At 67.5% G+C, this 23,114-nt stretch carries 23 protein-coding genes; 11 read left to right on the plus strand and 12 right to left on the minus strand.

Annotated elements, in window-relative coordinates; genetic code table 11:
• Positions 1 to 37: 37 nt before the first annotated feature.
• Positions 38 to 1,201 (plus strand): epoxide hydrolase family protein, encoded by a 1,164-nt coding sequence (locus tag BLW75_RS39005; RefSeq protein WP_034320904.1) that lies wholly within the window; start codon positions 38 to 40, stop codon positions 1,199 to 1,201.
• Position 1,202: 1 nt separating this feature from the next.
• Positions 1,203 to 2,294 (plus strand): winged helix DNA-binding domain-containing protein, encoded by a 1,092-nt coding sequence (locus BLW75_RS39010; RefSeq protein ID WP_034320907.1) that lies wholly within the window; start codon positions 1,203 to 1,205, stop codon positions 2,292 to 2,294.
• A gap of 344 nt (positions 2,295 to 2,638) precedes the next feature.
• Here the strand turns inward: BLW75_RS39010 and BLW75_RS39015 are convergent, their stop codons facing one another.
• Complete coding sequence (locus BLW75_RS39015; RefSeq protein ID WP_395766746.1) at positions 2,639 to 3,247, minus strand: AI-2E family transporter; 609 nt, start codon at positions 3,245 to 3,247, stop codon at positions 2,639 to 2,641.
• On the opposite strand from BLW75_RS39015, the gene BLW75_RS39020 reads away from it, so the two are divergent.
• Positions 3,238 to 3,507, plus strand: coding sequence for a hypothetical protein (locus BLW75_RS39020; RefSeq protein WP_091599295.1), 270 nt, complete (start codon positions 3,238 to 3,240; stop codon positions 3,505 to 3,507). The genes BLW75_RS39015 and BLW75_RS39020 overlap by 10 nt on opposite strands.
• A 294-nt stretch (positions 3,508 to 3,801) precedes the next feature.
• Here BLW75_RS39020 and BLW75_RS39025 read toward each other — a convergent pair whose 3' ends face one another.
• Positions 3,802 to 4,650, minus strand: a complete 849-nt coding sequence (locus tag BLW75_RS39025; RefSeq protein ID WP_034320914.1) for a hypothetical protein — start codon at positions 4,648 to 4,650, stop codon at positions 3,802 to 3,804.
• A gap of 53 nt (positions 4,651 to 4,703) precedes the next feature.
• Positions 4,704 to 5,417, minus strand: a complete 714-nt coding sequence (locus BLW75_RS39030) for a hypothetical protein (RefSeq protein WP_034320917.1) — start codon at positions 5,415 to 5,417, stop codon at positions 4,704 to 4,706.
• 531 nt (positions 5,418 to 5,948) lie between these two features.
• Between BLW75_RS39030 and BLW75_RS39035 the strand changes: the two genes are divergently transcribed.
• Positions 5,949 to 6,164 carry a hypothetical protein gene (locus tag BLW75_RS39035; RefSeq protein ID WP_034320920.1) on the plus strand — a complete coding sequence of 72 codons (216 nt, stop codon included), beginning with the start codon at positions 5,949 to 5,951 and terminating at the stop codon, positions 6,162 to 6,164.
• Positions 6,165 to 6,974: 810 nt separating this feature from the next.
• On the opposite strand, the gene BLW75_RS39040 is transcribed toward BLW75_RS39035, so the two are convergent.
• Complete coding sequence (locus BLW75_RS39040; RefSeq protein ID WP_091599298.1) at positions 6,975 to 8,159, minus strand: MFS transporter; 1,185 nt, start codon at positions 8,157 to 8,159, stop codon at positions 6,975 to 6,977.
• 46 nt (positions 8,160 to 8,205) lie between these two features.
• Positions 8,206 to 8,841 carry a mycothiol-dependent nitroreductase Rv2466c family protein gene (locus BLW75_RS39045; protein WP_034320924.1) on the minus strand — a complete coding sequence of 212 codons (636 nt, stop codon included), beginning with the start codon at positions 8,839 to 8,841 and terminating at the stop codon, positions 8,206 to 8,208.
• 122 nt (positions 8,842 to 8,963) lie between these two features.
• Here BLW75_RS39045 and BLW75_RS39050 point away from each other — a divergent pair, with 122 nt between their 5' ends.
• The 3 genes from BLW75_RS39050 (at position 8,964) to BLW75_RS39060 (ending at position 12,259) form a co-directional block, all read left to right on the plus strand.
• Positions 8,964 to 9,842 carry a LysR family transcriptional regulator gene (locus BLW75_RS39050; RefSeq protein WP_034320927.1) on the plus strand — a complete coding sequence of 293 codons (879 nt, stop codon included), beginning with the start codon at positions 8,964 to 8,966 and terminating at the stop codon, positions 9,840 to 9,842.
• Between the two features lie 595 nt (positions 9,843 to 10,437).
• Positions 10,438 to 11,172, plus strand: a complete 735-nt coding sequence (locus tag BLW75_RS39055; RefSeq protein WP_034320929.1) for a dienelactone hydrolase family protein — start codon at positions 10,438 to 10,440, stop codon at positions 11,170 to 11,172.
• Between the two features lie 553 nt (positions 11,173 to 11,725).
• A complete protein-coding gene (locus BLW75_RS39060) occupies positions 11,726 to 12,259 on the plus strand; it encodes a GNAT family N-acetyltransferase (protein WP_034320933.1) in 534 nt (177 codons plus the stop codon).
• Positions 12,260 to 12,849: 590 nt separating this feature from the next.
• Here BLW75_RS39060 and BLW75_RS39065 read toward each other — a convergent pair.
• Both BLW75_RS39065 and BLW75_RS39070 read right to left on the minus strand, forming a co-directional pair.
• Positions 12,850 to 14,754, minus strand: coding sequence for a hypothetical protein (locus tag BLW75_RS39065; protein WP_091599300.1), 1,905 nt, complete (start codon positions 14,752 to 14,754; stop codon positions 12,850 to 12,852).
• Positions 14,739 to 15,509, minus strand: a complete 771-nt coding sequence (locus BLW75_RS39070) for an ABC transporter ATP-binding protein (protein WP_034321000.1) — start codon at positions 15,507 to 15,509, stop codon at positions 14,739 to 14,741. Before BLW75_RS39070 ends, BLW75_RS39065 begins: the two co-directional genes overlap by 16 nt.
• Positions 15,510 to 15,619: 110 nt before the next feature.
• Here BLW75_RS39070 and BLW75_RS39075 point away from each other — a divergent pair, with 110 nt between their 5' ends.
• Positions 15,620 to 16,243: a TetR/AcrR family transcriptional regulator gene (locus BLW75_RS39075; protein ID WP_034320938.1), complete on the plus strand. Its 624-nt coding sequence runs from the start codon at positions 15,620 to 15,622 to the stop codon at positions 16,241 to 16,243.
• A 2-nt stretch (positions 16,244 to 16,245) separates the two neighbouring features.
• On the opposite strand, the gene BLW75_RS39080 is transcribed toward BLW75_RS39075, so the two are convergent.
• The 3 genes from BLW75_RS39080 to BLW75_RS44050 form a co-directional block, all read right to left on the minus strand.
• Positions 16,246 to 16,524, minus strand: coding sequence for an RHS repeat domain-containing protein (locus BLW75_RS39080; RefSeq protein ID WP_241784004.1), 279 nt, complete (start codon positions 16,522 to 16,524; stop codon positions 16,246 to 16,248).
• 57 nt (positions 16,525 to 16,581) lie between these two features.
• Positions 16,582 to 16,965, minus strand: a complete 384-nt coding sequence (locus BLW75_RS39085; RefSeq protein WP_091599307.1) for a hypothetical protein — start codon at positions 16,963 to 16,965, stop codon at positions 16,582 to 16,584.
• A gap of 446 nt (positions 16,966 to 17,411) precedes the next feature.
• The gene (locus BLW75_RS44050; protein ID WP_091599310.1) at positions 17,412 to 17,990 is read right to left on the minus strand and encodes a helix-turn-helix transcriptional regulator; all 579 of its coding nucleotides are present in this window, start codon (positions 17,988 to 17,990) and stop codon (positions 17,412 to 17,414) included.
• Positions 17,991 to 18,504: 514 nt separating this feature from the next.
• Here BLW75_RS44050 and BLW75_RS39095 point away from each other — a divergent pair.
• Both BLW75_RS39095 and BLW75_RS39100 read left to right on the plus strand, forming a co-directional pair.
• Entirely contained in the window at positions 18,505 to 18,861 is a 357-nt protein-coding gene (locus tag BLW75_RS39095; RefSeq protein WP_034320944.1) for a hypothetical protein, read from the plus strand.
• Positions 18,862 to 18,971: 110 nt separating this feature from the next.
• A complete protein-coding gene (locus BLW75_RS39100; RefSeq protein WP_034320947.1) occupies positions 18,972 to 19,313 on the plus strand; it encodes a hypothetical protein in 342 nt (113 codons plus the stop codon).
• A 200-nt stretch (positions 19,314 to 19,513) separates the two neighbouring features.
• On the opposite strand, the gene BLW75_RS39105 is transcribed toward BLW75_RS39100, so the two are convergent.
• Positions 19,514 to 20,455 (minus strand): lysyl oxidase family protein, encoded by a 942-nt coding sequence (locus BLW75_RS39105; RefSeq protein WP_034320950.1) that lies wholly within the window; start codon positions 20,453 to 20,455, stop codon positions 19,514 to 19,516.
• Between the two features lie 182 nt (positions 20,456 to 20,637).
• On the opposite strand from BLW75_RS39105, the gene wecB reads away from it, so the two are divergent.
• Entirely contained in the window at positions 20,638 to 21,819 is a 1,182-nt protein-coding gene (gene wecB / locus BLW75_RS39110; protein WP_091600154.1) for a non-hydrolyzing UDP-N-acetylglucosamine 2-epimerase, read from the plus strand.
• Here the strand turns inward: wecB and BLW75_RS39115 are convergent.
• Positions 21,785 to 23,110 (minus strand): NAD(P)/FAD-dependent oxidoreductase, encoded by a 1,326-nt coding sequence (locus BLW75_RS39115; protein WP_034320953.1) that lies wholly within the window; start codon positions 23,108 to 23,110, stop codon positions 21,785 to 21,787. The two genes, wecB and BLW75_RS39115, sit on opposite strands and share 35 nt — an antisense overlap.
• Positions 23,111 to 23,114: the final 4 nt, after the last annotated feature.

Raw genomic sequence — 23,114 nt, forward strand, 5'->3', positions numbered from 1 at the left:
ACCGAAGTTGTCCTAACCGGGTTCTAGCGTGGTCCTCATGACACAGGACATCCACCCTTTCTCGATCGACATCCCGCAGGCGGACCTCGACGATCTCGCCACGCGCCTGGCCGCCACCCGCTGGCCGAGCGAGCTGCCGGACGTCGGCTGGAGCCGGGGTGTGCCCGCCGGTTACCTCGCCGGACTCGCCGAATACTGGCGCACCGGTTTCGACTGGCGGGCGCAGGAGGCCGCGCTCAACGCCCACCCGCAGTTCGTCACCACCATCGACGGCCAGCGCCTGCACTTCCTCCACGTGCGCTCGCCGGAACAGGACGCCACACCGCTGGTCCTGCTGCACGGGTGGCCGGGCGGGGTGACCGACTTCCTCGACGTGATCGGGCCGCTTTCGGACCCGCGGGCGCACGGGGGAGATCCGGCTGACGCCTTCCACCTGGTGATCCCGTCCTTGCCTGGGTTCGGGTTCTCCACGCCGCTGGCCGGCCCGGGGATGAGCGCCGCGAAGATGGCAGGCCTGTTCGCCCGGCTGATGGCCGCGCTCGGCTACGAGCGGTACGGCGTGCACGGCTACGACACGGGTTCTTGGGTCGCGCCGGAGATCGGCAAGCAGGATCCGGCGCACGTGCTCGGCGTGCACCTCACCGCGATGATCACGTTCCCGATCGGCGCCGAGGGCGAACTGGACGACCTCCCCGAGGCCGACCAGCGCCGCTGGGAGTCGATGCAGAACTTCAACGACGGCTACCTGCAATGCAACTCCAAGCGTCCGCAGACGGTGGCCTACGGCCTGCACGACTCGCCCGCCGGTCAGCTCGCGTGGATCGTGGAGAAGTTCAAGGAACTGACCATGCCCGAAGAAGCGCTGCCCGAGGAATGCGTGGATCGCGACCGTATGATCGCCACGATCTCGCTGTACTGGTTCACCGGCACAGCCGGTTCGGCCGCCCAGATCTACTACGAGGAGATTTCGGCGAACGACTGGAGCGGCGGCGAATCCGGGGACTGGGGCACCGCGGTCGCGCCGACCGTGCCCACCGGTGTGCTTGTGTCCGCGCACGACGTGACCGTCCGCCGGTGGGCCGAGCGCGACCACCACGTCGTGCACTGGACCGAACTCGGCCACGGCGGGCACTTCCTCGCCATGGAGGCGCCCGCCGCGCTGGTCGACGACATCCGCGTGTTCTTCCGGAAGGTGCGCTGAGATGGGCGCCCGCGGGACCGCGGTGCTGAGCCCGCGGGCGCTCAACCGCGCCCTTCTCGACAGGCAACTTCTCCTCGGCCGCGTCGACCTCGGGGTGGCCGAGGCGACCGAGCACCTCTTCGGACTCAATGCGCAGGACCCGGATCTCGCGTATTTCGCCCTCTGGAACCGGCTCGAACGATTCGCCGTCCAGGACCTCACCGTCGCCATCGAGCGTGGTGTCCTTGTGCGGTCCACGATGATGCGGGCCACCCAGCACCTGATGTCGGCGGACGACTTCCGGCTGGTCCGGCCGGTGCTGGCGCCACTGTTGCGGCGGGTGCAGCGCAACGCCTTCGGCGGCCGCACCGCCGGTGTCGACCTCGGAGAGCTGGTCGCCGACGCGGCCAGGCTTCTCGACGGCAGCGGCGTCCTCACCCGACCGGAGCTGGGACGGGCGCTCGCGCGGACCCGCCCGGGTGCCGACGCGCAGGCGCTCGGCTGGACCGTGCAGTACCTGCTCGCGCTGGTGCACCCCGCCCCGAGCGGAACGTGGGGCAAACGCGGCGCGACCCCGTTCGCCGTCTTCCCCGGTGTACCGGAAGCCGCCACCGCCGACGACGTGCGCGAGCTGATCCGGCGTTACCTCGCCGCGTTCGGGCCGGCCACCGTGGCCGACGCCCGGACCTGGTCCGGGGTGAGCGGACTGCGTGAGGTCTTCGAGCAACTGCGGCCGGAACTGCGGACATACACCGACGAAGCGGGGCGCGAGCTGTTCGACCTGCCGGACCACGAGATCCCTTCGCCGGATCTGCCCGCGCCCGTCCGGCTCCTCGCGGAGTTCGACGCGACCCTGCTCGCCCACGCCGACCGCACGCGCGTGATGACCGAGCCGATCCGGCGTCAGGTCTGCCAGGGCGCGGCGGTCGCGGCCACCGTGCTCGTCGACGGCGCGGTGGCCGCGACTTGGACGAAGGACCGCACGGGTGTGCTCACCGTCGTGCCGCTGCGCTCGATCTCCGCGGCCGACCGGGAGGCCATCGAAGCCGAAGCGCTGCGGTTACTGGAGTTCGCTGCTCCCGGTGCCGTTCACGACGTCCGGTTCAGCGAATAGCCCACAGATGGGGAAATGCCGAGGCTCCGTTCGGGCACCGTCTCCAGAGTTCGGTCAGGAAGAAAGCTTGGCGTAGTAGGAGGTCGGCGAAGGGATTATGCAGGAGAGGAGTATCGAGCTTCACCGCTTTCGCGCGTCATTTGCAGAATTCTAGGATGGGCGAACCGCTACACCACTGGCGACGGCTTACTTTCTTTGCCGCACAAGCGGTTTAGCAGCAGATCGGGATCAACCCCGCCTGCGCGGGGACAACAACGCCCCGTACACCGTCACCCTCGGCGGCGAGGAGTTGCCGTCGCCGTTCGCCGCCAGCAACGACCGCAGCCGTCGCCGCTGATCCTCGGTCACCGGCCGCCCCTCTCGCGATCACTTCCTGAAGCGCCTCGACCACTTGATGACCCGAGCTTGTAAACACTACCCCCACCATGCACGACCGGCTTTGACAATATGAGAAGTCGAGACGTTCGGGCAGGTCTGGACACCGTGACTATTCGCCCTGAGGCGGCGTGTCGGCGGAGTGGTCGGTCGCCGCCAGAGGCGGGGTGGTGAGACGTCGCCCTCCTGAGCTGAAACGGCGACGAGTGGCACGGCGGGCAGGCGCCGACGATGCCGGCGGTCACCAGTCCGGTCGCGAGGGCGAGGACGACGGCCAGTGGGTGCAGGCGGACGGCCCGGCCGAGCAACAGGGGTTGCAGGACGTGGCTTTCGACCTGCATGACACCGGCCACCACCGCGAGCACGATGATGGCCGCCAGCGTGCCTTTGGTGACCAGCGTGACGAGGACGACGGCCGCGCCGGCGATCACCGAACCGATGACCGGTACGAGCGCGCCGAGGAGGACGAGTGTGCTCAACGGGGCAGCCAAGGGGACGCCGGTGATGAGCAGCACCAGGCCGATGCCCGCGGCGTCGACGAAGGCCCAGCGTGGTCGGCATCGTTCCGGTGAAGTCATCGGTTTCCGTGGAACTCCAGCATGTCCGTGTCGGTTATCTAATCCCCTCGCTGAGGTTCTATCTCGCCCTGGAATGCGAAGCCCGCCAGTCGGGGGACGGCTGGGTGCGACTGCGCAACGCCGGCACCGTGTTCGTTCTCGAACAGGGTGTTCCCGGCAGCCGCCCTGGCGCTGTCGTCCCGGAACTGAGCGTCGGTGATCTCCTGCGGCTGTGCTGCCGGCTGTGGTCGGCTGGGATCCACACGAGCCCCATCAGCTAACCGGACGGCGTGCCCGGTGGGCGCATCAGCACCCATGATCCCGACCTGCATCCAGTAACCGTAAGCCAAGCCAGTCGTCGTCCACGGGCGGAGGCTCTCGTCGTCAGGCGGACCGGGATACCGCGTGGTGACCACGCCGGGACGTGATCCGCCACAACGATTCCCGGCGGTGGATTGATGGTGGTACAGCACCGAAAGCCGCGGTGAGCGTTACCGAGGACATGTCGGTCACCGTGCGACAGAGACCCCAGCGGGGTCGCCCGCTGGGGCCTCTGTCGCACAACGGCCGTCGGGTCAGCCGGTGCAGTTGGGGACCGCCGGGGCGCTCCCGGCGCAGTTGCCGGGCGTGTTGGCGGTGATGGGCGCGTTGTTGGTGGTCATGGTGCCGTTGCTCCGGTAGACGCCGCCCGCGGTGAGCAGCGCGTGGTTCACGGTCACGGCGGTCTGGGTGATGGTCGTCGCGGTCGAATCGACCGCTGCGATACCACCGCCTTGGGCACCGCTGTTGCCGCTGACGAGCATCGGCGTGCCGGAGACCCCCGTGGTGGTCAACGTGCCGCGGAGGCCGTTGTAGATGCCGCCGCCCTGGAACAGCGCGGTGTTCCCGAGAACGCTGCTTTTGGTGAACGACGCGGCGGGTGCCGTGCCGGACGGGGTGTCGGCGTTGGCGAGGCCGCCGCCGGCGAGGGTGGCGTGGTTGCCGCTCAGGCTGCTGGTGGTGAGAGTCACGGCGCCGTGGTTGAGGATGGCGCCCCCGTTGCCGACGACGCTGCCGTTGGTGAAGGAGACCGAGGTGGTCAGGGTGAGGTTGCCGGTCGGACCGACCTCGGCGATCCGGAAGGGCAGCAGCGCGGTGCGCGTGATGGTCGCCGGGCCGAGCAGTTCGATCGGTGTGGTGATGACCGGCAACCCATTGGCGGGCCCGCCGTGCGGGGAGGTCAGTGTGTAGGTGCAGCCGCCTGCCAGTGCCAGAGTGTCACTGTCCACTGTGGAGTTGGCGAGGTTGATGGCGGCGACGAGGGCGTTCTCGCCGCACGCCACGGGAATGGTGGTCGCCTGTGCCATGGGGGCGAGAACGATCAGGCCCCCGGTGAGCACGGCCGCGCCGACGACGGCCCGCGGAATACTGTGGCTTCTTCGCATTTCTTCTTCTTTCCTGGAAACAAATCAAGGGGGTGCGGCCATGAAGAAAGGAACTATCCGATGCATCCGGGGACAGGGGAGGGGCTGCCGGTGCAGTTGGTCGCGGTGTTGGCGGTCACCGTGGAGGTGTTCAGCGTCGCCGAACCCGCCACGTAATAGATCCCGCCGGGATTCAGCGTCGCCGCGTTGGTGTCGACCACGCTGCTGGTGAGCGTGAGTGTCCCGTTAAGACTGGCGATTCCGGCGCCTTGGCCCGCGGTGTTGCCGTTGACCGTGCTGTTGGTGAAGGTCGCCGCGGCCGGGGTTCCCGTGCTGTACAAGGCGCCGCCTCGGCCGTTGGCGGCGTTACCGGACAACGCGCTGCCGGTGAGGGTGACCGCGCCGAAGCTGAGGATGCCACCACCGTCGTCGTTGCCCACGGCGGCCGCGTGACCATTGCTGATGGTGACCGCTTTGAGCGTGATGCCGCCGGTGGGAGCCACCTGGCCGATGCGGAAGGAGGCCGCTGCCGGTGCGCGGGTGATGGTGTTCGCGTTGCCCTCGAAGATGATGGGCGAGGTGATGATGGGAAGGCCGGCCGGCCCGTGTACACCGTCGTCACCGTGGCCGCTGCTGAGGGTGTAGGTGCAGCCCGGGGTCAAGGTCACGGTGCCGCCTCCCGCCGCGTTGGCCGCGTCGACCGCGGAGACCAGCGCCGCCTCGTTGCACGGGACTGATTCGAGACCGGCTTGCGCCGATGCGGGCAGCAGAACTGCCGATCCGGTCATCAGGGCAATGGTGCAGGCAAAAGTGGGTAACGTGCGATCGTGTCGCATTTTGACTTTCCTGAATCCGAGACCGATGGTGGAGGAGCAAGAAGCTCAAACGTCCCGCTGGAAAGCGGTCACCGGCGGTCAATGAACAACCACCTCTGACCCTACACCCGTTGGCCGGAAATAGAAAGGGAAGCAGTCTTGGTGTCGCGTGTCGACTTTCGGCAATTGGAATTCGCAAGGTTTCGCAGCGAATATCGCGGGTAAGGGATTGACAGCGCACCGCGGAAAGCGTGTGTTTCCGCAGTGGATACTTCGAAATCGGCCGGTCGCAAGGACGGCCGGGAAGGCTTGACTACCCGGGGTGAACAGCCGCGGCGATGTCCAGCGGTCGCACCACGTGTGCCCGACGGCGTTGCCCCCACCCGGCCGGCCGGACCGCATCCGCGAGGTCTCCGCCACGGTAACCGGCGGACTCTTCTTTGTCCCCACCCTTGAGTTCCTGGTCGATCCGCCGCCCTGTCCCGCGAACAAAAGAGGAACACCATGACCGATGAGCACCGACCGGACACCGACCCCGGCTCCGATCCGAAGTGGTACTACAACACCACGACCGGGCAAGTCGAACACGGCACACTGTCGCGATCGGTGGATCGACTCGGCCCCTATCCCGACGAGGCCACCGCACACCGGGCACTGGAAATCGCCATGGAACGCACCGCGGCGGCGGACAGGGCCGACCGCGATTGGAACGACGACTAGACGTATCCGCCTGTCCGTCGTTGAACGAGATCAAGGGGGCCTTGTGCCAAGAGTGAATTCTGCCGCTGAGCGATGTCGTCGAGCAGCCTTTGGAGCCGTTCTCGTTCGTTCTGCGTTCCTGACCGGCATGGTCACCAGCCGCGGGCGACGAGCGAATGCGATCCGGTGCTGCGCCCGGGAATCCATGTCGGCTGACGGCCCCCCAGGGGCTGGTCAGTCGATGTTCAAGTCTCGCCGAGTCGGAAAACCACTGCACGGGGCTGCGTTAAGCAGTAGCGCGGTCGCTCGGGTTCCGCCGGCCCATACAGCGGCCGGCGGGACCTTGATGACGACTGTCGAAGAGGCGAAGCCAAAAAACGATTTGAGAATTCCTCGGCGAACAACTGGGTCACGGTGTCGTGCGCGGCTTGCGTGTCGTCCCGTTCTGCCCCGCCAACCTGGGCGGCACCTGGTGAAAGCGGATCCGGGGGAGCGGGGTGACAATAGGCCGATGTTCGTGGTGGCTGGTCCCGGTTGGGTGAGTGGGTCGTCGAGGTCGGCGAGCGTGATGCCCTTTTCCGATTCAGCTCACGGTAGAGGACCATGCGGCCGTCAGTGCGCGGCCGCGGGTGTGGGCGGGAGGTGGGGTGGGGGTCTCCCTTGTTTCTCTACCCGGTTTGCGGGTGGCGTCGGGTGAGGTGATGAAGGCGTCGGCGTACTGACGGGCACGTGGTATGTCGGTCGACGTCCCCGACGTTCAGGACGATGTGGTCCAGTGCCGTCACGCGGATCGCCCGGCTTTGCATGCTGGGTTGCATGTGAATGCCCCTTTCACGCGTGCGCGGCGTCGCGGTGCGAGCCGAAAGCAGTCAGCAGTGCGGCCACCGTCAACGCGACGCCGAACCACACCGCGCCGGTGGACCCGAAGCCGCCCGCGAACAGTCCACCGAGCAGCGCGCCGAGTGCGATCGAGATGTTGTATCCCATGGTGTTGAGCGACATGGCGGCCTCGAAGGTGTCCGGGGCCGCGGCGAGCATCATGTTGACCTGGCAGAGGTTGGCGGCGCCGAAGGACACCCCCCACACCACCACGGCGACCGCCAGGCCCGCCAGGCTGCCGCCGGCCACCAAAAGCAGCAGAAGCGAGGCGACGAGCCCGGTGCAGGCGACGACGAACGTCGCGCGCATGTTCCTGTTGACAGTGTGCCCGGCGACGAAGTTGCCGACCGCGCCGCCGACCCCGAAGACGATCAGCAGCCCGGTCACCCACGCCGCCGACGCCCCGGCGCGCTGCTCCATGAAAGGGCGGATGAACGTGTACGCGCCGAAGTGCCCGAGCACGTAAAGCGCGACGGTGATCATCACGACCCGCAGCCGCCCGTTCCGGATCGGCAGCGCGAACACCTCTCGTACCGGGATGGCGCTCTGGGACGGCAGCGACGGAAGCGTGAGCACGACGGCGAGGAGCACCGCCAGGCTCAGGCCGCTCCAGATGAGGAACGTGGTACGCCAGTCGGTGAGGCTCTCGATGAACGTGCCCAGCGGCATGCCCACGACGGTGGCGATCGACATGCCGGAAAGCACGATCGCGGCGGCCTTGCTGGCCTTCTTGTCGGGGACGAGCCGCATCGCCATGGCGACACCGATCGCCCAGAACACGCCGTGCGCGAACCCGGTGACGAGCCGGGCGGCCAGGATGATCGCGAAGTTCGGCGACACGGCCGTGACGAGGTTGCCGATCGCCATGATCGCCAGCAGCGTGGCGAGGAGAGCGCGGCGGTTCACCGTGCGGCTCCACGCGACCAGGAACGGCACCCCGGCACCCGCGGAGATGCCGTACAGCGTCACCATCATGCCCGCGAGGCCGACGGAGACGGATAGTCCCGCACTGACCGGGGTGAGCAGCCCGACGGGCATCAGCTCGGTGGTAACGAAGACGAACAAGCTCGCGGTGATGGCCGCGACGCCCAGCCACGCCCGGAACTGTGAGCGCGGTTCAGTACTGACAGTGGTCATACGTGTCCTTCCGAATGCCCCGTATGAGCGGGAAAAGAGTGCGAGGTCAGGAGAAGCTGGGGTCGCGGTCGCGGCCGCGCTTCAGCTCGAAGAATCCGTCCGTCGCGGCGACGGTGACGACCCCGTCCCACAGGGCTCCTGCGGCTTCGCCGCGCGGCGCCGGGGTGACGACAGGACCGAAAAACGCGATCCGGTCACCGGCGGGACCGGGGACGTGGATGACGGGGGTGCCCACTTCGCCGCCGACCGGAGCCATCCCCGCGTGATGGCTGGCGCGCACCGCCGCGTCGTAGCCGGTGTCCTCCGCCGCGTCGACGAGCATGTCCGGCAGGGCGACAGCACGCAGCGCGGCGAGCATCATGTCCCGGCCCAGCCCGGCGCCCTCGAGATGGATCCGCGTTCCCATCGCCTCATACAGCGGGCGCAGCACCGCTTCCCCGTGCTGTTGTGCCGCGGCGACGCACACCCGCACCAGGCCCCAACCCTCGAGCTGCGCCTGCCGGTACTTCTCCGGCACCTCCCGATTCTCGTTGAGCACCGAGAGACTCATGATGTGGAACCGTGTCCGCACGGGCCGGACGCGCTCGACCTCCAGCAGCCACCGCGACGTGATCCACGCCCACGGACAGCGCGGATCGACCCACACGTCGATCGTGGTCACGTTCCCTGGCGTATCGGCCATGACGATCCGTTCACCTCCGAAGTCCCGATGTGGCGCCTTGCCACGACTCGAGTCTTACGAGGCATCAGCGATGAGTCCAACGCATTGTTGGCACTTCAGTAATGCCATGACAGCATTGATGTATGGAGCTCCAGCAGATGCGTTACGTCCTCGCCGTCGCCGAAACGAACAGCTTCACCCGCGCTGCGGAGCAGTGCCTGGTCGTTCAGTCAGCGCTCAGCCGCCAAATCGCCAGCCTCGAACGGGAACTGGGTGCACGGCTGTTCGACCGCACCAGCCGCCATGTGCGCATCACCCCGGCCGGTGAGGCTTTCGTGGCCGCGGCCCGCGAGAGCCTCAACGCCGCGGAGCGGGCGGCCGCCGACGTCGCAGCGGTGACGGGAGAGGTGCGCGGCAGGCTCGCCCTCGGCCTCATCCCCACCGTGGCCGCCGTCGACATCCCGGACGCGCTGAGCCGGTTCCGCGACAGATATCCCCAGGTCCACCTGAACATCCGCGTCGACGGCAGCGAAGAACTCACCGAGCAGGTCAGACAGGGCAAGATCGAGGTCGCCTTCCTCGGGTTGCCAACCAGCATGCGACCAGTGGGCGTCAACGCCCGTGAACTCGCCCGGGACCGACTGGTCGCCGTCGTCGCCCCCGACCACCCGCTGGCGGGCGAGCCGGCCGTCGACCTCGCCCGGCTCTCGACCGAGACCTTCATCGACCTGCCGCCGCACTCGGCCGCGCGGGCACAGTCGGACGAGGCGTTCGCCGCCGCCGGCCTGAACCGTGAGGTCGCGTTCGAGGTCACCACCGCGGACTTCATGATGTCCCGGCTCATGCGGAAGGGGCTGGCGATCGCGCTGCTGCCCTCGGCCTACGTCCCCCACTTGACCGGTCTGGCCACCATCGAGATCACCGACGCACCCATGCGCGTGGAGTACCTCATCTGGAGCGGTGTCGGACGCACCCCGGCGGCGACCGCCTTTCTCGACTTGCTGGACCTGCCGGACCGCTGATTACCGGAGGATTCCTGCGCTGGCGCAACGCCAACGCCCGCCCCCGGCCTCCTGGCCGCCCAGTGCAAGGAACGCGCCCGTGATCCCAGCGAGAAAGGCAGGACCGGTGCTCACCGGACCTCCTCGGAGCCGCGGATAGCGTCGACAGCTTTGGGCTGCCCCGAACGCGACGCTGATCGGAGTCCGCCTTCACGGTGGAGGTCTGCGAACATGGCCAAACCGGACCGGAAGACTGGCTCTGGTTCGGCCGCGTCCGGAGTGTTCGGCAAGGGAGTGTTTCGAAGTACGGTGACGGGCCTGCAGCCGCGAGATGACCATCCCTGTCGCGGGCAGCGCGTCGACCGAGATCGTTCTCGCGAACAGGACTGTGGCCTTGATGGGCTGGCATCGGCTTCATCCGGTGGGCTACGTTGTACAGCCATGACTACCGGGACGGCATTGCGCCACACACGGATTGGTGACCCGGTGCTCTTCTGAGCGCCGCACGGGCCGGTGCCGGCCCGCTGCTGGATCGAGGGTCTCGCGCGGCCGCGCGGGCTCCGCCGCTGTCGTTGTTGATCACAGGCTCGACACGTCAACCACGACAGGAGAACTCATGCCCACCAAGATGCTGCAGATTCCCACCGCGGACGGCCAGGCCGACGCGTTCGCCTGCATCCCCGACGGTGGCGGTCGGCACCCAGGGGTGCTGATGTACGCCGACGGCTTCGGGATCCGGCCCGTGCTGCGGCAGATGGCTCGCGAACTGGCTGGGCACGGGTACTACGTGCTGGTCCCCAACCTCTTCTACCGACACGGCACTGCACCGGTGATAGAACTTCCCGAGCACATCGGAGAAGAGGTCCGGCCCGCGGTCTTCGCTCAGCTGATGCCCTTGATCGAGGCGCACACGACAGAACGTGTCCTGAGCGACGCCGACGCCTATCTCAGGTTCCTCACCGCACAGCCCGAGGTCAGCCCCGGACCGGTTGCGGCGACCGGCTACTGCATCGGCGGCCTCCTGGCGACGCGCACCGCCGCGGCCCACCCCGGCCAGGTAGCCGCACTCGCCGCATTCCACGGCCCGGTGGGAGCCGACGGACCCGACGGCCTCTCCAAGCTCACAGCCGAGGTGCACTTCGGCCACGCCGAGAGCGACTTGACGCCCGAGACCCTCGGCGAGCTCAATAAAGCCCTGGACGCGGCGGGTGTTCATTACACCTCCGAGATCTACCCCGGCACCGTCCACGGCTTCACCATGTCCGACACCGATGCTTTCAATCCCGCCGCACTGCAGCTTCACTGGGACCGCCTATTGGCCCTTCTCGGCCGCACCCTGACCAAGAGTTGAGGTTCCGGCCCGAAAATCGAGCCCGATGCACACGTCTCCGGAGCCCTGGCGATGTTTCGGGAGTCGGTGGAGGGCGGGCGACACCCGCCCTCCACCGAGGGGTACTTGAGGAACAGAGCTGATGATCAGCCGACTGCCCGCGCCAGATCGATGGCTCAGAGCCTAGTCGGCCTCACACAGCTTCCAGGGACAGCAGGAGCGTAGCGAGCCAGGGCGAGATTGATCAGCTGACGTCGTTCGCTCAGGATCGCGCTTGTGTCCGGCGCGGAGGACCAACCGCACGGCGCGGGTCACCTGCCGCCGTCTCGCGGCCTTCGCCGCCCGGCCCGGTTGGTCGAAGCTGCCCGGGATCGTCGCGTCCGCCCCTGCGGGGCCAGGAGTCCATCATGCCCTCGTGTCCTGCTTGCTCGAATTCGGCGGCGGAAGGAGCTGCTAGCTGCGGCTCGCCGATAGATCCCGACGCGAACGGACGAGGCGGCCGTCGACGGACTCGGAGGCGACCGTCGTCCAATGTGCGGGAATCAGTCCGGTCGTGTCGGTATCTTCGATCACCATGAGGTACTTCGGCTCCGATGTCGTCTCCGTCGCGGACGAGCTCGTCGACGCCTACGTCGACGTCTTCACCGCTCCGCCGTGGGAACACCGGGACCCGGACGAAACCCGGTCGGCGTTTCGGGAGCGGCTGGAGGCAGATGCCCAGCGTCCCGGCTTCCGCGCCATCCTGGCCTTTTCCGACACCGGCGAGGTAGACGGTTTCGTCACCGGCTGGACCACCCAGGCTCCATTTCGGACCGATCGCGCCTACGCCAAGGTCACCGAGCGGCTCGGCATCGACCGGGTCGGTGAACTGCTGGTCGGAGCGTTCGAGATCGACGAACTCGGGGTGCGTTCCCGCGCCCGCGGGACCGGACTCGGACGGCGACTGCTGTCGAATCTCACCGCGACCGCACCCGACGCTCGCGCCTGGCTGCTGACCTGGCATCAGGCCCACGACACGCTCGCCTTCTACCGCCGGATCGGATGGCGTGAACCCGAGCCCCGGCCAGGCAAGGAAACCGACATCGTCGTGTTCCTGTCGCCGGACTGACCCGAAGCCAAGCCTTCCGAAAGGCTGCCGCCGTGGACGCCAAAGCGCCACGCTGCGGCTGGACGATGCTGGCAATCGGTCAGTACCCGATCGCGGTCGCGTTTTGGGCACGGGCCGGAATCGTCGGTTCTGCGAGCCCATATCCCTGCTCACACCGGATCGAACAAGAAGTCGTCCCAGCCGAGACCCGATGGACGAAAGGGTGGTGATCCGTCGGTGCAGGACAGGACATCGAGACCTGCCACGGCGACCACGGGGGCTCCGTTCGGGCACCCTTTCAGAGCTCGGTCAGCAAGAAAGCTCGGCGTATCCTCTGTTGCCGCTGCGGTCCAGGCCGTGTCCTGTAAGTCATGTTCGCGGCTTCGCGCCCAGGTGGTCCCTGACGGCACGGGCGGACGCGGCCGAGTACGACCCGGTACGAGGCCGATCCGCCCGCACCGCCAGGAACCACCTGGATCACGAGCCCATCTAACAGACTTACAGGACACGGCCTACGCCGCTGAGGAGATCACGGGCTTGGACATCGACGCGCGGGTAAAGAAGCCGATGGAGGCCGGTCCGGCCGTGCGGGGCGCTCGGTATGGCCGCGCTCATCGTGTCGTGGGCTCGAGTTCGCCCGCTGCTCGTCGTGACTTGGCCCGGTAGTGAAGGCCGATGCCAAGGCCGGTGGCCAGCATGGTGAGCCCGAGGCAGATCATGGCGGTGACCGCGGGCCACTGGAGATGCTGGGGCAGGTGCAGCGCCAGAAACCAGGATGGCGTGATCTGGCCGGTGGTCAGCATGAGCGCGGGCACGATGCCCTGGGCGGCCAGGGGCACCCAGCACAGGACCAGGCTCGCGACGACGTAGACACGCTGGCCGTTCGGAGCCAGGTGGAGGCCGAGTTTCTCCAGGTGCGGTTCGGGCTTGGGCAGGGAAGACCTTTGCGGTTTCCAGGCCGGGGCCGGTCGCTTTCGTCGGGGTGAGACGCCGGTACGCAGATACAGGAGCAACTCCGGCGCACTCGATTCGAGCTTGGCCGCTGCCCACCGTCCCAGTAGCCAGGCCAGCAAAATGCCGCCCGCCAAGCCCACGACCGGCCCCGCCCAGAGCGGCCCCAGCCGTGCCGCGAAATAGGCGGGGGCGGCGGTCGCCGCGCTGAGGATCAGCACCATCAGGACCTGCGCGAAGTCGGTACCGCTCTCCAGCAGGTTGCCGCCCCGAAGCCGCGGATCGGTCATGGGCACCGGCCTCAGCACCGACACCAGCACGGTCACGCCCGCCCCGCCGCCCAGCAGCGCGGGTAGCACCGTGGCCAACCAGGGCCAAAGGCTGTATTCGCCGGTGAAGACGACCATCGCGATGGTCAGGACGAGCGTCGCCGGCGCGGTGACCAGCAACCAGGCGAGCTGGCGGCCGCGTACATCGTGGCGGGCGGCCCCGGCGACCATCAGTTTGCCCCACAGCTCGGTGCCGTCCTCGCCATAGAGGTTCGCGGAGATCGCCGCGACCCACAGCGCGAACACCAGTCCGGTCCACGGCAGGAAGATCGACGCGCCGACGGCCAGCGGCAGCAGGCAGAACACCAGGGCGTAGCACAGGGCGAAAACCAGATAATGAAAGCGAAGCAGGTCTCGGGACCAGGTTCGCAGCTCCCGGGCGACGACCGCGGTCACCGGGCCCCTGGCCCAGTCGCCGGAGGACATCCGGGCCGGACGCCCGCTCGCGCGACGGGTGGCCAGCCGTCGCTTCAACAGACTTGCCCAGCCATACCAGCAAAGCAATCCGAGCGCCGCCAGCCCCGCCAGGACGGCGGCCGCGGCCGGCCAATTCCCTTGCGCGGCGGCGCGCACGGCCAGCAGGCCCCAGCCTGAAGGCAATGCCGTCAACCAGGTGGAGAACGAATCCGGGAAGCCGGTGCGCAAAGCGGTCTGTGCCAGCGGCGAGAGCACCCAGCTCGAATGCAGCCCGGCCAAGATCGCGGCGCTGACGAGAGCGGCTAGCGCCGCACCCACCTTGGAGCGCATGACCTGGCCGAGCACCGCGGTGATCAATCGGGAGGCCAGCACGCACACCGACAACTGGAGGGCGACCGCGAGCAAGCCGACCACAGCGGCCGCGGCACCAAGCCCTGTCTTGACCGACGCGACCACCAGCGCGGAAAAGGCGACGAGCGTGACCAGCGGGCCCACGCCGACGAACGACGACGCCGCCAGCCCGGCCGCCAGACGGCGTGGTGTCAACGGCAACAGCGAGAACTGTTCGGGCCGCAACGTCTCGTCACCGCCGCCGAAAAGCGCCGGACCCAGCAGCCACCCGGCCGTCCAGAGTGCGAATCCCGCTCCCAGCACATCGAAGCGGAGCGACGCGACCGGGTAGTCGCGTCCGGCGAGCAAGATCAGTCCCGCCGCGAGCGTCAGCCCGGCCACGGCGCCCGTGACCAGCCGGCCGGCGCGCCGGCCGTTCATGGAATTCCGCAGCACGGCCAATTTCATCCGGATCAGGAGGACAGCCATGCCAGCTCTCCCATCTCACGGGCCTGGCCGCCGACCAGGTCCATGAACCGCTCTTCCAGGCTCCGGCCCGATCGCACGGTGTCCAGCGGGCCCGCGGCCACGACCCGGCCGGAGGCGATCACCGCCACGTGATCGCACAACTGCTCGACGACGGGCATCACGTGGCTGGAGAACACCACGGAACCGCCATCCCGGACAAACCGCCGCAAGATGACCTTGATAGAGGCGGCCGAGGCGGGATCGACGGCCTCCAGCGGTTCGTCCAGTACCAGCAGCTTCGGCGCGTGCAGCAGTGCGGTGGCCAGGCCGATCTTCTTGCGCATACCCGTCGAGTACTCCATCACCAGGGTGCGCCCGGTATCGGCCAGCTCCAGGATCTCCAGCAGGTCACCCGATCGCCGCTCGAGCTCGGGTACCTCCATACCGCGCAGCAAACCGGTGAAACGCAGCAGTTCGCGGCCGGTCAGCCGCTCGGGCATGGCCAGCCCGTCGGGCAGCACGCCGATGAGTTCCTTGGCCCGTGCGGGATCGTCCCAGACGTCGAAGCCGAAGATCTGGGAGCGCCCGCTGTCGGGACGCAGCAGTCCCACCGCCATCGACAACGACGTCGTCTTGCCTGCGCCATTGGGGCCGATCAGGCCGAAGAAGGACCCCCGGGGCACTTCCAGGTCGAGGTGGTCGACCGCCGGTCTGTCGCCGAAGGTCTTGGTCAGCCCGGCGAGCCGAAGCGCCGGAGCCGTACCCGATGACTCCATGAGGTTCCTCCAGTTGTGGAACGGCACGTGTCGTGCCGCTTCGGGAGCGAGCATGCTGGAGTATTCGGGGGAAGTCAACACGGCACGTGCCGTTCCGTTAGGCTGGTGGAATGGCCGACAAACGCGGTAGCCGTGTCGCCGACCGGACTGATGCCATCATGCGGACCACGCTGGAACTCGGGCAGGAGGTGGGATACGCCAAACTCAGCATCGAGGCGGTCGCGGCGCGCGCCGGAGCCGGCAAGCACACGATCTATCGCCGATGGCCGTCCAAGGGCGCCTTGTTCCTCGACTCTCTGCTGTCGCTGAACGAGCCCGAACTGAACTATCCGGACACCGGCGACATCGAAGCCGACCTGCGCGAGCAGATCCACGCGGCCGTCGATCTGCTGAGCAAACCGCCGCTCGGGCCGCTGTATCAGGCTTTGCTGGTCGAGGCCCAGCAAGATCCTCAAGTCGCGGAGGCGTTGAACGAACGTTTCATCGGCCCGCAGGAAGAGAAGACGATCGCTCGCTTGCGGAAGGCTCGCGACCAGGGGCAACTGTCCAGTGACTTCGACCTGAGCCTGGCGATGGCCCTCCTGTCCGGCCCCTTCTATTTCCAGGTGTTGATCGCCCGGCAACCGCTGACCTACGAGTACGTCGACCGCGTGATCGAGGCGGTTTTCGCCGGGATCGGATCGAAGGCTCCGACGACTGACGGCGGCCGGGACCGCGGCCGTCGTCGCCGGTGACGTCACCGCCAGGCGCGCCGCTTGCCGCTCGAGGTCGAACCCGGGAGATCTACGTACGCCTGTGAGGGCCGTAAAGCGGGGTCTCTGCCTTGGCGAGCAACTGTCGGTTCGTAGCCGAACCGGAGCGTGCGTCCGTCGAAGTCCGTCTGCTCGATCAGTCGACCGGCCGGGTCGTAGCGGTAGGTCCACGTCTGACCGAGCGGGTTGGTGACCGTGAGGGGGCGCAGCTCGGTGCCCTCCGCGTCGTAGGCGCGGGTCTCGTGCACCCCGGAGGGCCGCACCCGCAACCGTTCGTGGCCGTCGACCGTCCAGCCGAGCGCGGCGCAGAGTGGTGCCGGTCAGCGGGTCGGGTCGGCGAGCTGCGGCCGGAGTGGCTTCCGGGGATCGGGCCAGGCTTCGGCTTCCGCGGTGAGAGCGGTGGCGATGTCGATCCGTCCGGTGCGGACCTGCCATGCCAATGAGTCGGGCTGTGGCTCCATCAGCAGCCAGCCTGTTACGGATTCGTCGTCGTAGCAAGGGACTTCGGCGTCGCCGATGCCCAAGGCGTCGAAATACTCGCGTGCGGGCCAGGTTTCGGGAACCCATCTTCGGGCCCAGCGCACGACGATCCGGGCAAGGTCGTTACGGCTGTCCGCCGGATGGATGAGACGGTCACCGGTCGTGCAGACCAGTCGCGGCGTATACGCCGCGCCCAAAGGCGCGGCCACAAGATGGTTGTTCACTATTCCCCCGGCTCGGCGAAGCGAGCCTCGTCTTCGTGTGCTGGGCACAGAACTGTGCGTAAACGGAAGGACGGACTTGTCTCGCTCGCTTCCATGGCTCTTTTTTGAACCGGCTGGGAGCATAGGGCAGGTTCGGAAGGGTGCGGAACCCCCTTTGTGGAAAAAGGGTGCGGATACGCGAGCTTCCGTCTTATGGGTGTACTGCGGCCGAATGCCGAAACGCTTTGTTTACCCGCGGCTTGCGGAGATGAAACATCGCGAACGGGTGAAGAAAAGAGGGCGTTGGGGTACCTCGTCGACACGCACCGTCACCAGAGGCCGCGCCGTACCGCTATCGAGCGTGTGCGTGAAGAGGTAAGGATGCTGACGGTGAGTTCGTCCGCGCGTGAGAAGGAGCGACGAGAACAGGAAACTTCCCGCGGTACCGGTATTCGAAAGCGCGGAAGCTAAGTGATCAAATTCTTGCGCATCGCCTGCCCGACGGCATGCGCGCGATCGGTCGCGGCAAGCTTTCTGAAAAGCCGCTGCGCATGGGTTTTCACGGTGTCCTCCGCGAGGTGGAGGTCACTGCCGATCTCGTTGTTCGTCTTCCCGAGGCTGATCCCGCGCAGGACCTCGATCTCCCTTTTGGACAACGCCGGAACTTGCTCAGTTGTCTCGCGGGGCTTGGGCAGAGAGAAGGAGCCGGTACCGCTCGCTTCGCAGGCGAGGAAGGCGGCGGCTCCCCTGCGGATCGCCTCGGTCGCGACGGCGGACAGTTCCGGCGCACCGAACACCACGACCGCCGTCTCCGCCTGAAGCTTCACCAGCGTGTCGATCGTCTCCGCCAGCGCGTCCGGCCGGACGCGGGCGCTCAAGAAGACCGTGCCCGCGGGCAGCATGCGGAACTTGGTGATCAATTCCGCGCTGGTGGCGGCGGAATCCACGCGCCGGATCCCCGGGGCGTTGGCCAGCAAACGAACCATACGCTCACGGGGTTCGCGCCGGCCGTCCAAGACAAGGGCATTCATCGCCATGCCCTCCATGGGGCTGAGTGTCGATTCGCAAAGGGGGTTCGCGGCAACCTCGACCGTTGGAGGTGCGGCGTTCGATCGCAGAGTACACACGCGGAAATCGGGTGACCCGAAAGGTCTTGCGGCAGCGAACAGGTTCTGCCTGGTCAGCGGGGTGGGAGGCGATCGGTACCGTTCGGGGTTCCGGCGCGCGAAGTAGAGGCAGGTGATCCTACCGAGTGACGGGGCCGCAGGTTCGTGCGTCGCGAGAGGCCTCTTTCGGTGTAATTCCACGGTTTCCGGCCGGAGAGAGTTGCCGAAGTTCGCCAGGCAGGAGGGCGCCCGGCGGAAGACTCGCTTGGGGCGCCGGGAAAGCGCGTAACTCGATCGGGCCACTCGCGTCGTGCTCAGGGCGTCGCGGTACCTACACGATGGTGGCACGACGTGGAAAAGAGCCTTCGCTGTCAGTACTTTTCCCTCGGCGCAGGGCAAACCCACCGGTACCGCCCTGCTGTCCGACGAGAACGTCGAATCAAGGAGCTCACAAATGTTGAAGAAGATCGGTTTCGTCGCGGCCACGGTCGCCGCCGGAGCCTTCATCGGTGGCGGTGTCGCCTCCGCCGACACCCCGGACGACTACTACCACGATTACGGCTACGACCACAGCGGTCAGGTCGGTTTGGTCAACCTGAACAACATCGACGCGCTGCACAACGTCAACGGCACGCTCGGTGTGTGCGGCAACGACGTGAACGTGCTGGGCGTCCAGGTGCCGATCCGCGACTCGCTCAACGGCATCGGCGTGCCGGTCCTGTCGCCGGGTGCGCACGAGGCCGAGGGAGACTCGCCGTACAACTGCGCCTCGGGTGGCATCACTGACGGCGGCACGGTGCAGGACAACTGACCTTCCCGTCGTCAGCACGACCGACACCACCGGACGCGGCGCAAGGTGCCGCCGGTCCACAACCCTCACCCGCCGACCCGTTCGGCGAGGTACTACTAGGAGTCTTTTCAGTGATCAAGCAACTCGGATTCGTTGCCACCGCTCTCGCCGCCGGAATGGCGATCGCCGGCGGATCCGCTTCCGCCGCCGTCGCCGACCAGCCGATCGACCACAACGGCCAGCTCGGGCTCGGCAACATCCAGAACGTCGACGCGGTCCACAACCTCAACGTCGTCGGCGGCGTCTGCGACAACAACGTGAACGTGCTCGGCGTCCAGGTTCCCGTCCGTGACGTCGCCGAGGGCATCGCCGTCCCCGTGCTTTCGCCCGGCGAAACCGAGGCCGAGGGTGCCACCCCCGACAACTGCGCCGGCGGCATCATCGAAGACGGCGGGACCGTCCAAGGAAACTGACCGACCCCGTCGTACGGCCGCCGCGTGGAACCTCTCCGCGCGGCGGCTTTCGTCGTGCCTCGGTCCGCTGTGGCGTGGGATGAGGCCGGGCGCCCGGCACGGTCCGGGTAGCCCGGCCCCATCGTCTCGCCGCCCCGATCGGCGACTGGAATCGATCTTGTCAGAGATCGTGATCGCCGCCAGTCGGTGACGTTCCCGCTTCAGTCGCAGTGTGCCTGCCCGGGGCAACTCCGGAGGAACTTGACGACGGGACCGCGAGGGAGAACTCCCGTCAGACCGGGTAAGCCGTCCGGCCATTCGATCGACAACGCCACCGACGAGGAATTGTTGGCGTAGTTCTTCTCCGCCAGCGTGCGATCCCCGTTCACCGTGTTCACCAAGGTGTAACGGCCGGACGGCACGTGCGTGATGTCCAGCCACTGGAAATCGACGTCGTACTTGTAGTCGTCGCCGTATCCCACGGAGATCCCTTCGAGGACGTCGAGCGCGTCCGGTTCATGATGGCGGCAGTTGTTCGCGCGCAGCCGCCGGGCCAGTTCCGCGTCCGGGCCGGTGGCCCCGGGCACCCGCGCCGGTTTGACCGTGTCGGCGATGGGGAACCGATCGCCGAGACAGAAGCCGTTCTTGCGGTCGGTGACGACGACGTCGCCTTTTTTCGAGATCAGCGAGAAGTGTTCGAAGTTCATCAGGTGCCAATGCTGATGAGCCATCGCCGGTTCGTAGTAGGTGAAGGTCCGGGTCGGTCGCTGCGCGGCGGCGTAGTCGGCCGGGATGGAGCCGTCCTTGGCGTCGCGCAAGGCCTGCCGGACCGACATGCGAGGCTGCTTCACATCGTTCCGCCGTCCGTAAAGAAGCAAGGGGCCGTCGCCGACGTTCTCCTCCGAGCTGGTGAACCGGATCCTGAAGGCTTTCGCGGCGGTGGAAGGAACACAGCGGCCGTTCGGCGCCGCGGGGTCGACCACCGGGCACACGTCCCAGGCGGCGCAATCGGGCAAGGCACCGGCGAATCCGCCCGCGCATCCCGGTGGCGCTTGGCGCAGGTCGGGCAGCAGGAGGTTCGTCGACGCGTCGGAGCGGGGGACGGGCATGGTCGTGGCGGCGGCGAGTGCCACCGCCGCGAGAGCGAAGTACTTCTTGAACAAGAAAACCTCATTCCGGGTGAGCCTGGGGTCTGCTCACCCTGTTCGAGTGGGCCGTTTCCGGTGGACGGTGCGACGGGGTCACACAATGGATTGATCGTGGCGACGCCGATGGCGACGATGGGTAGCGTGCGTGCAGGCCGAGCTGAAAGGACTTCCGTATGTCGATCGCCATCGGTTTGGGCATGTCATCCGAAGAACACACGGACGTGCCCCTCCGGTCGTCGCGACAAGGGGTGGCAGGCAGCGTGGTACTCGTCTGCGGTACACGGCCGGAACTCATCAAACTGTCGCCGTTGACCCGATATCTCGGTGACGACTGCGCGATCGTCTACACAGGACAGCACTACGACGACTCCTTGTACGCGCGTATCCGGGCGGATCTGCCTTCGTGCGGGCGATTCCGGGAACTCGGCGTCACCGCCGACGGCCGGGGCGCGCAACTCGGCAAGGCGATCGGGGCCGTCGATGAAGCCCTGGCCGACTTTTCGAGTCCGGTGGTCCTGGTCCAGGGGGACACGACCTCCGCACTCGCCGGGGCGCTGGCGGCGAACGCGCGTGAAATCCCTCTCGTGCACATCGAAGCCGGGTTGCGCAGCCACGACCGCGCGATGCCCGAAGAGCACAACCGGGTCCTCATCGACCACCTCGCCGATCTCTGCTGTGCTCCGACCCGGCTCAATCACCGGAACCTCCTCGCCGAAAACGTGTCGCCTTCCCGGATCACGGTCACCGGCAACACCGTCGTCGAGGCGTTGTCCGCGGGCCTTCCACCCGCCACGGCCCGCGCCGAGCTCCTGAACGCCCGCGGCCTGCGGCGGGACGAGTACGTTCTCGCGACCTTCCACCGGCCGGAGAACGTCGACGACCCCGACAGGCTGGCGGAGATCCTGCGCGAACTCGGCAGGCTTCCGCTCCCGGTCGTGCTTCCTCTACATCCCCGTACGAGCCGGAGCGTGCAGCGGTTCGGTCTGTCCCGGCTTCTGATTCCCCTTCTGGTACTCGAACCTCAGGCTTACCCCTCCTTTCTCGCGCTCGCCGCCGAGTCGGCGCTCCTGATCTCCGATTCCGGCGGCATCCAGGAAGAAGCGAGTGTGCTGAAGCGGCCGGTGGTCGTGGTCCGCCGGAGCACCGAGCGGCCGGAGATCTCGGGGGTCTTCGGCACGCTCGTACCGCCCGGACCGCGGATCGGCACGGAGACCGACCGGTGGCTGGGCGACGTGGCGGGACACCGCGAACGGCTGCGGAGCCTTCCGTCGCCGTACGGGGACGGTTCCGCTTCCCGGCGGATCGTGGAGGCGATCGAGGCGATGTTCCCGGCGGAACGCGGCTTCACGGCACCGGCTCACCGGCCCTCCGGCGGCTGAGCTCGCCGAGAAGCCCGTCGGCCACGTGGTTCGCGAGTTTGACGCTCGAGTTCCAGCTCGTGACATCCGGATACACGTGGGCGGTGGTAGCCAGGAGCAGGCGCGTGCCGGGTACCGCCACCGGTGGCCGGGCGGACAGGTATCCGAGGGGATACACCGGTTCGACGAACGGTGCCTTGAACACCCGCACGGACTCGATGTCCTCCGCGCGAAGTTCGGGGAAGAGTTCCCTGAGCTGAACCGTCCACCGGGTGGCGATCCGGTCCGGCTCGTCGCGGTAAAGGCGCGACGAACGGTCGGTGTAGCGCATGACGTAGACGAGATGCGCGCCTCCGTGTACTTCGGTACCCGTAAGCGAGGACATCTCCACCACGCCGTCGAATTCCGTACCCGAGCGCAGGATCGGCGTCCAATAGTGCCCGCTCAGCCGTCGGCGCAGGAAGTACACGCCCGTGACCACACCCTGGTAGCGGAGATCGCTCGCCGGCAAGCACTGCGCGAGGTCGGCGTCGGCGAGCCGGCGCAATTGCGGCAGCGGCACGGTCGACACCACGTCGTCCACTTCGAGTACGGTACCGTCCGCCAAAGTGAGAGAGCATCCCTCGGCGGTGCTGTGCAACCGATGGACCGGCGACGACGTACGGATCGTCGCCCCCGCGTCCTCGATCGCCACCCGCAGCGCGTCGATGATCGCCTTGTAACCGCCTTCCGGGTAACCACGCGTCGCGACATTGCGTTCACGCCCGAGCCGCTGCCACAGATACAGGGCAGGGACGTCGCCGAAGGACGGCCCGAACTTCGAGCCGAACATCGGAGCGAAGAACTCTTCCCAGATGTGGCTGCCGTAGAGCCTGCGGAGCCAGTCCTCGGTGCGGAGCATGTCGAGGTCCCGACCTGCTCCCAAGTGCCGTAAGAGCAAGGACACGGCACCGAAGCGGACTCGCTCGTGAACGCGCAACGGCGTGAACCGCATCAGGTCGAGAGGGGAGTTGAACCGGTGACGGCGGGAGCCGACGATCATGCCCATCGTCGTCTTCCGCCAGTGCACGGCGTCACCCAGGCCGACGTCGTCCAACAGGGCGAGGAGATCGTCGTCCGTCGGCATGACGCAGTGGTAGAACCGTTCCACCGCCTGATCTCCGTACGTGAAGAAGGTCCCCAGGCCGCCGAGCTGCTCACTGGCTTCCAGCAGGGTGACGCGGACCCCGTCGCGGGCGAGCCGGTGCGCCGTGGCCAGGCCACAGATCCCGCCTCCGATAACCGCGGTGTGCGGGGAATACGTGGTCGTCACCGGC

This window comes from Amycolatopsis lurida, from assembly GCF_900105055.1.
GTDB classification, from domain to species: Bacteria; Actinomycetota; Actinomycetes; order Mycobacteriales; family Pseudonocardiaceae; genus Amycolatopsis; species Amycolatopsis lurida.

Coding starts and splice junctions, on each gene's coding strand:
- BLW75_RS39005 (WP_034320904.1), top strand. CDS start 38: ATGACACAGGACATCCACCCTTTCTCGATCGACATCCCGCAGGCGGAC.
- BLW75_RS39010 (WP_034320907.1), top strand. CDS start 1,203: ATGGGCGCCCGCGGGACCGCGGTGCTGAGCCCGCGGGCGCTCAACCGC.
- BLW75_RS39015 (WP_395766746.1), bottom strand. CDS start 3,247: ATGACTTCACCGGAACGATGCCGACCACGCTGGGCCTTCGTCGACGCC.
- BLW75_RS39025 (WP_034320914.1), bottom strand. CDS start 4,650: ATGCGAAGAAGCCACAGTATTCCGCGGGCCGTCGTCGGCGCGGCCGTG.
- BLW75_RS39030 (WP_034320917.1), bottom strand. CDS start 5,417: ATGACCGGATCGGCAGTTCTGCTGCCCGCATCGGCGCAAGCCGGTCTC.
- BLW75_RS39035 (WP_034320920.1), top strand. CDS start 5,949: ATGACCGATGAGCACCGACCGGACACCGACCCCGGCTCCGATCCGAAG.
- BLW75_RS39040 (WP_091599298.1), bottom strand. CDS start 8,159: ATGACCACTGTCAGTACTGAACCGCGCTCACAGTTCCGGGCGTGGCTG.
- BLW75_RS39045 (WP_034320924.1), bottom strand. CDS start 8,841: ATGGCCGATACGCCAGGGAACGTGACCACGATCGACGTGTGGGTCGAT.
- BLW75_RS39050 (WP_034320927.1), top strand. CDS start 8,964: ATGGAGCTCCAGCAGATGCGTTACGTCCTCGCCGTCGCCGAAACGAAC.
- BLW75_RS39055 (WP_034320929.1), top strand. CDS start 10,438: ATGCCCACCAAGATGCTGCAGATTCCCACCGCGGACGGCCAGGCCGAC.
- BLW75_RS39060 (WP_034320933.1), top strand. CDS start 11,726: ATGAGGTACTTCGGCTCCGATGTCGTCTCCGTCGCGGACGAGCTCGTC.
- BLW75_RS39065 (WP_091599300.1), bottom strand. CDS start 14,754: ATGGCTGTCCTCCTGATCCGGATGAAATTGGCCGTGCTGCGGAATTCC.
- BLW75_RS39070 (WP_034321000.1), bottom strand. CDS start 15,509: ATGGAGTCATCGGGTACGGCTCCGGCGCTTCGGCTCGCCGGGCTGACC.
- BLW75_RS39075 (WP_034320938.1), top strand. CDS start 15,620: ATGGCCGACAAACGCGGTAGCCGTGTCGCCGACCGGACTGATGCCATC.
- BLW75_RS44050 (WP_091599310.1), bottom strand. CDS start 17,990: ATGGAGGGCATGGCGATGAATGCCCTTGTCTTGGACGGCCGGCGCGAA.
- BLW75_RS39095 (WP_034320944.1), top strand. CDS start 18,505: ATGTTGAAGAAGATCGGTTTCGTCGCGGCCACGGTCGCCGCCGGAGCC.
- wecB (WP_091600154.1), top strand. CDS start 20,638: ATGTCATCCGAAGAACACACGGACGTGCCCCTCCGGTCGTCGCGACAA.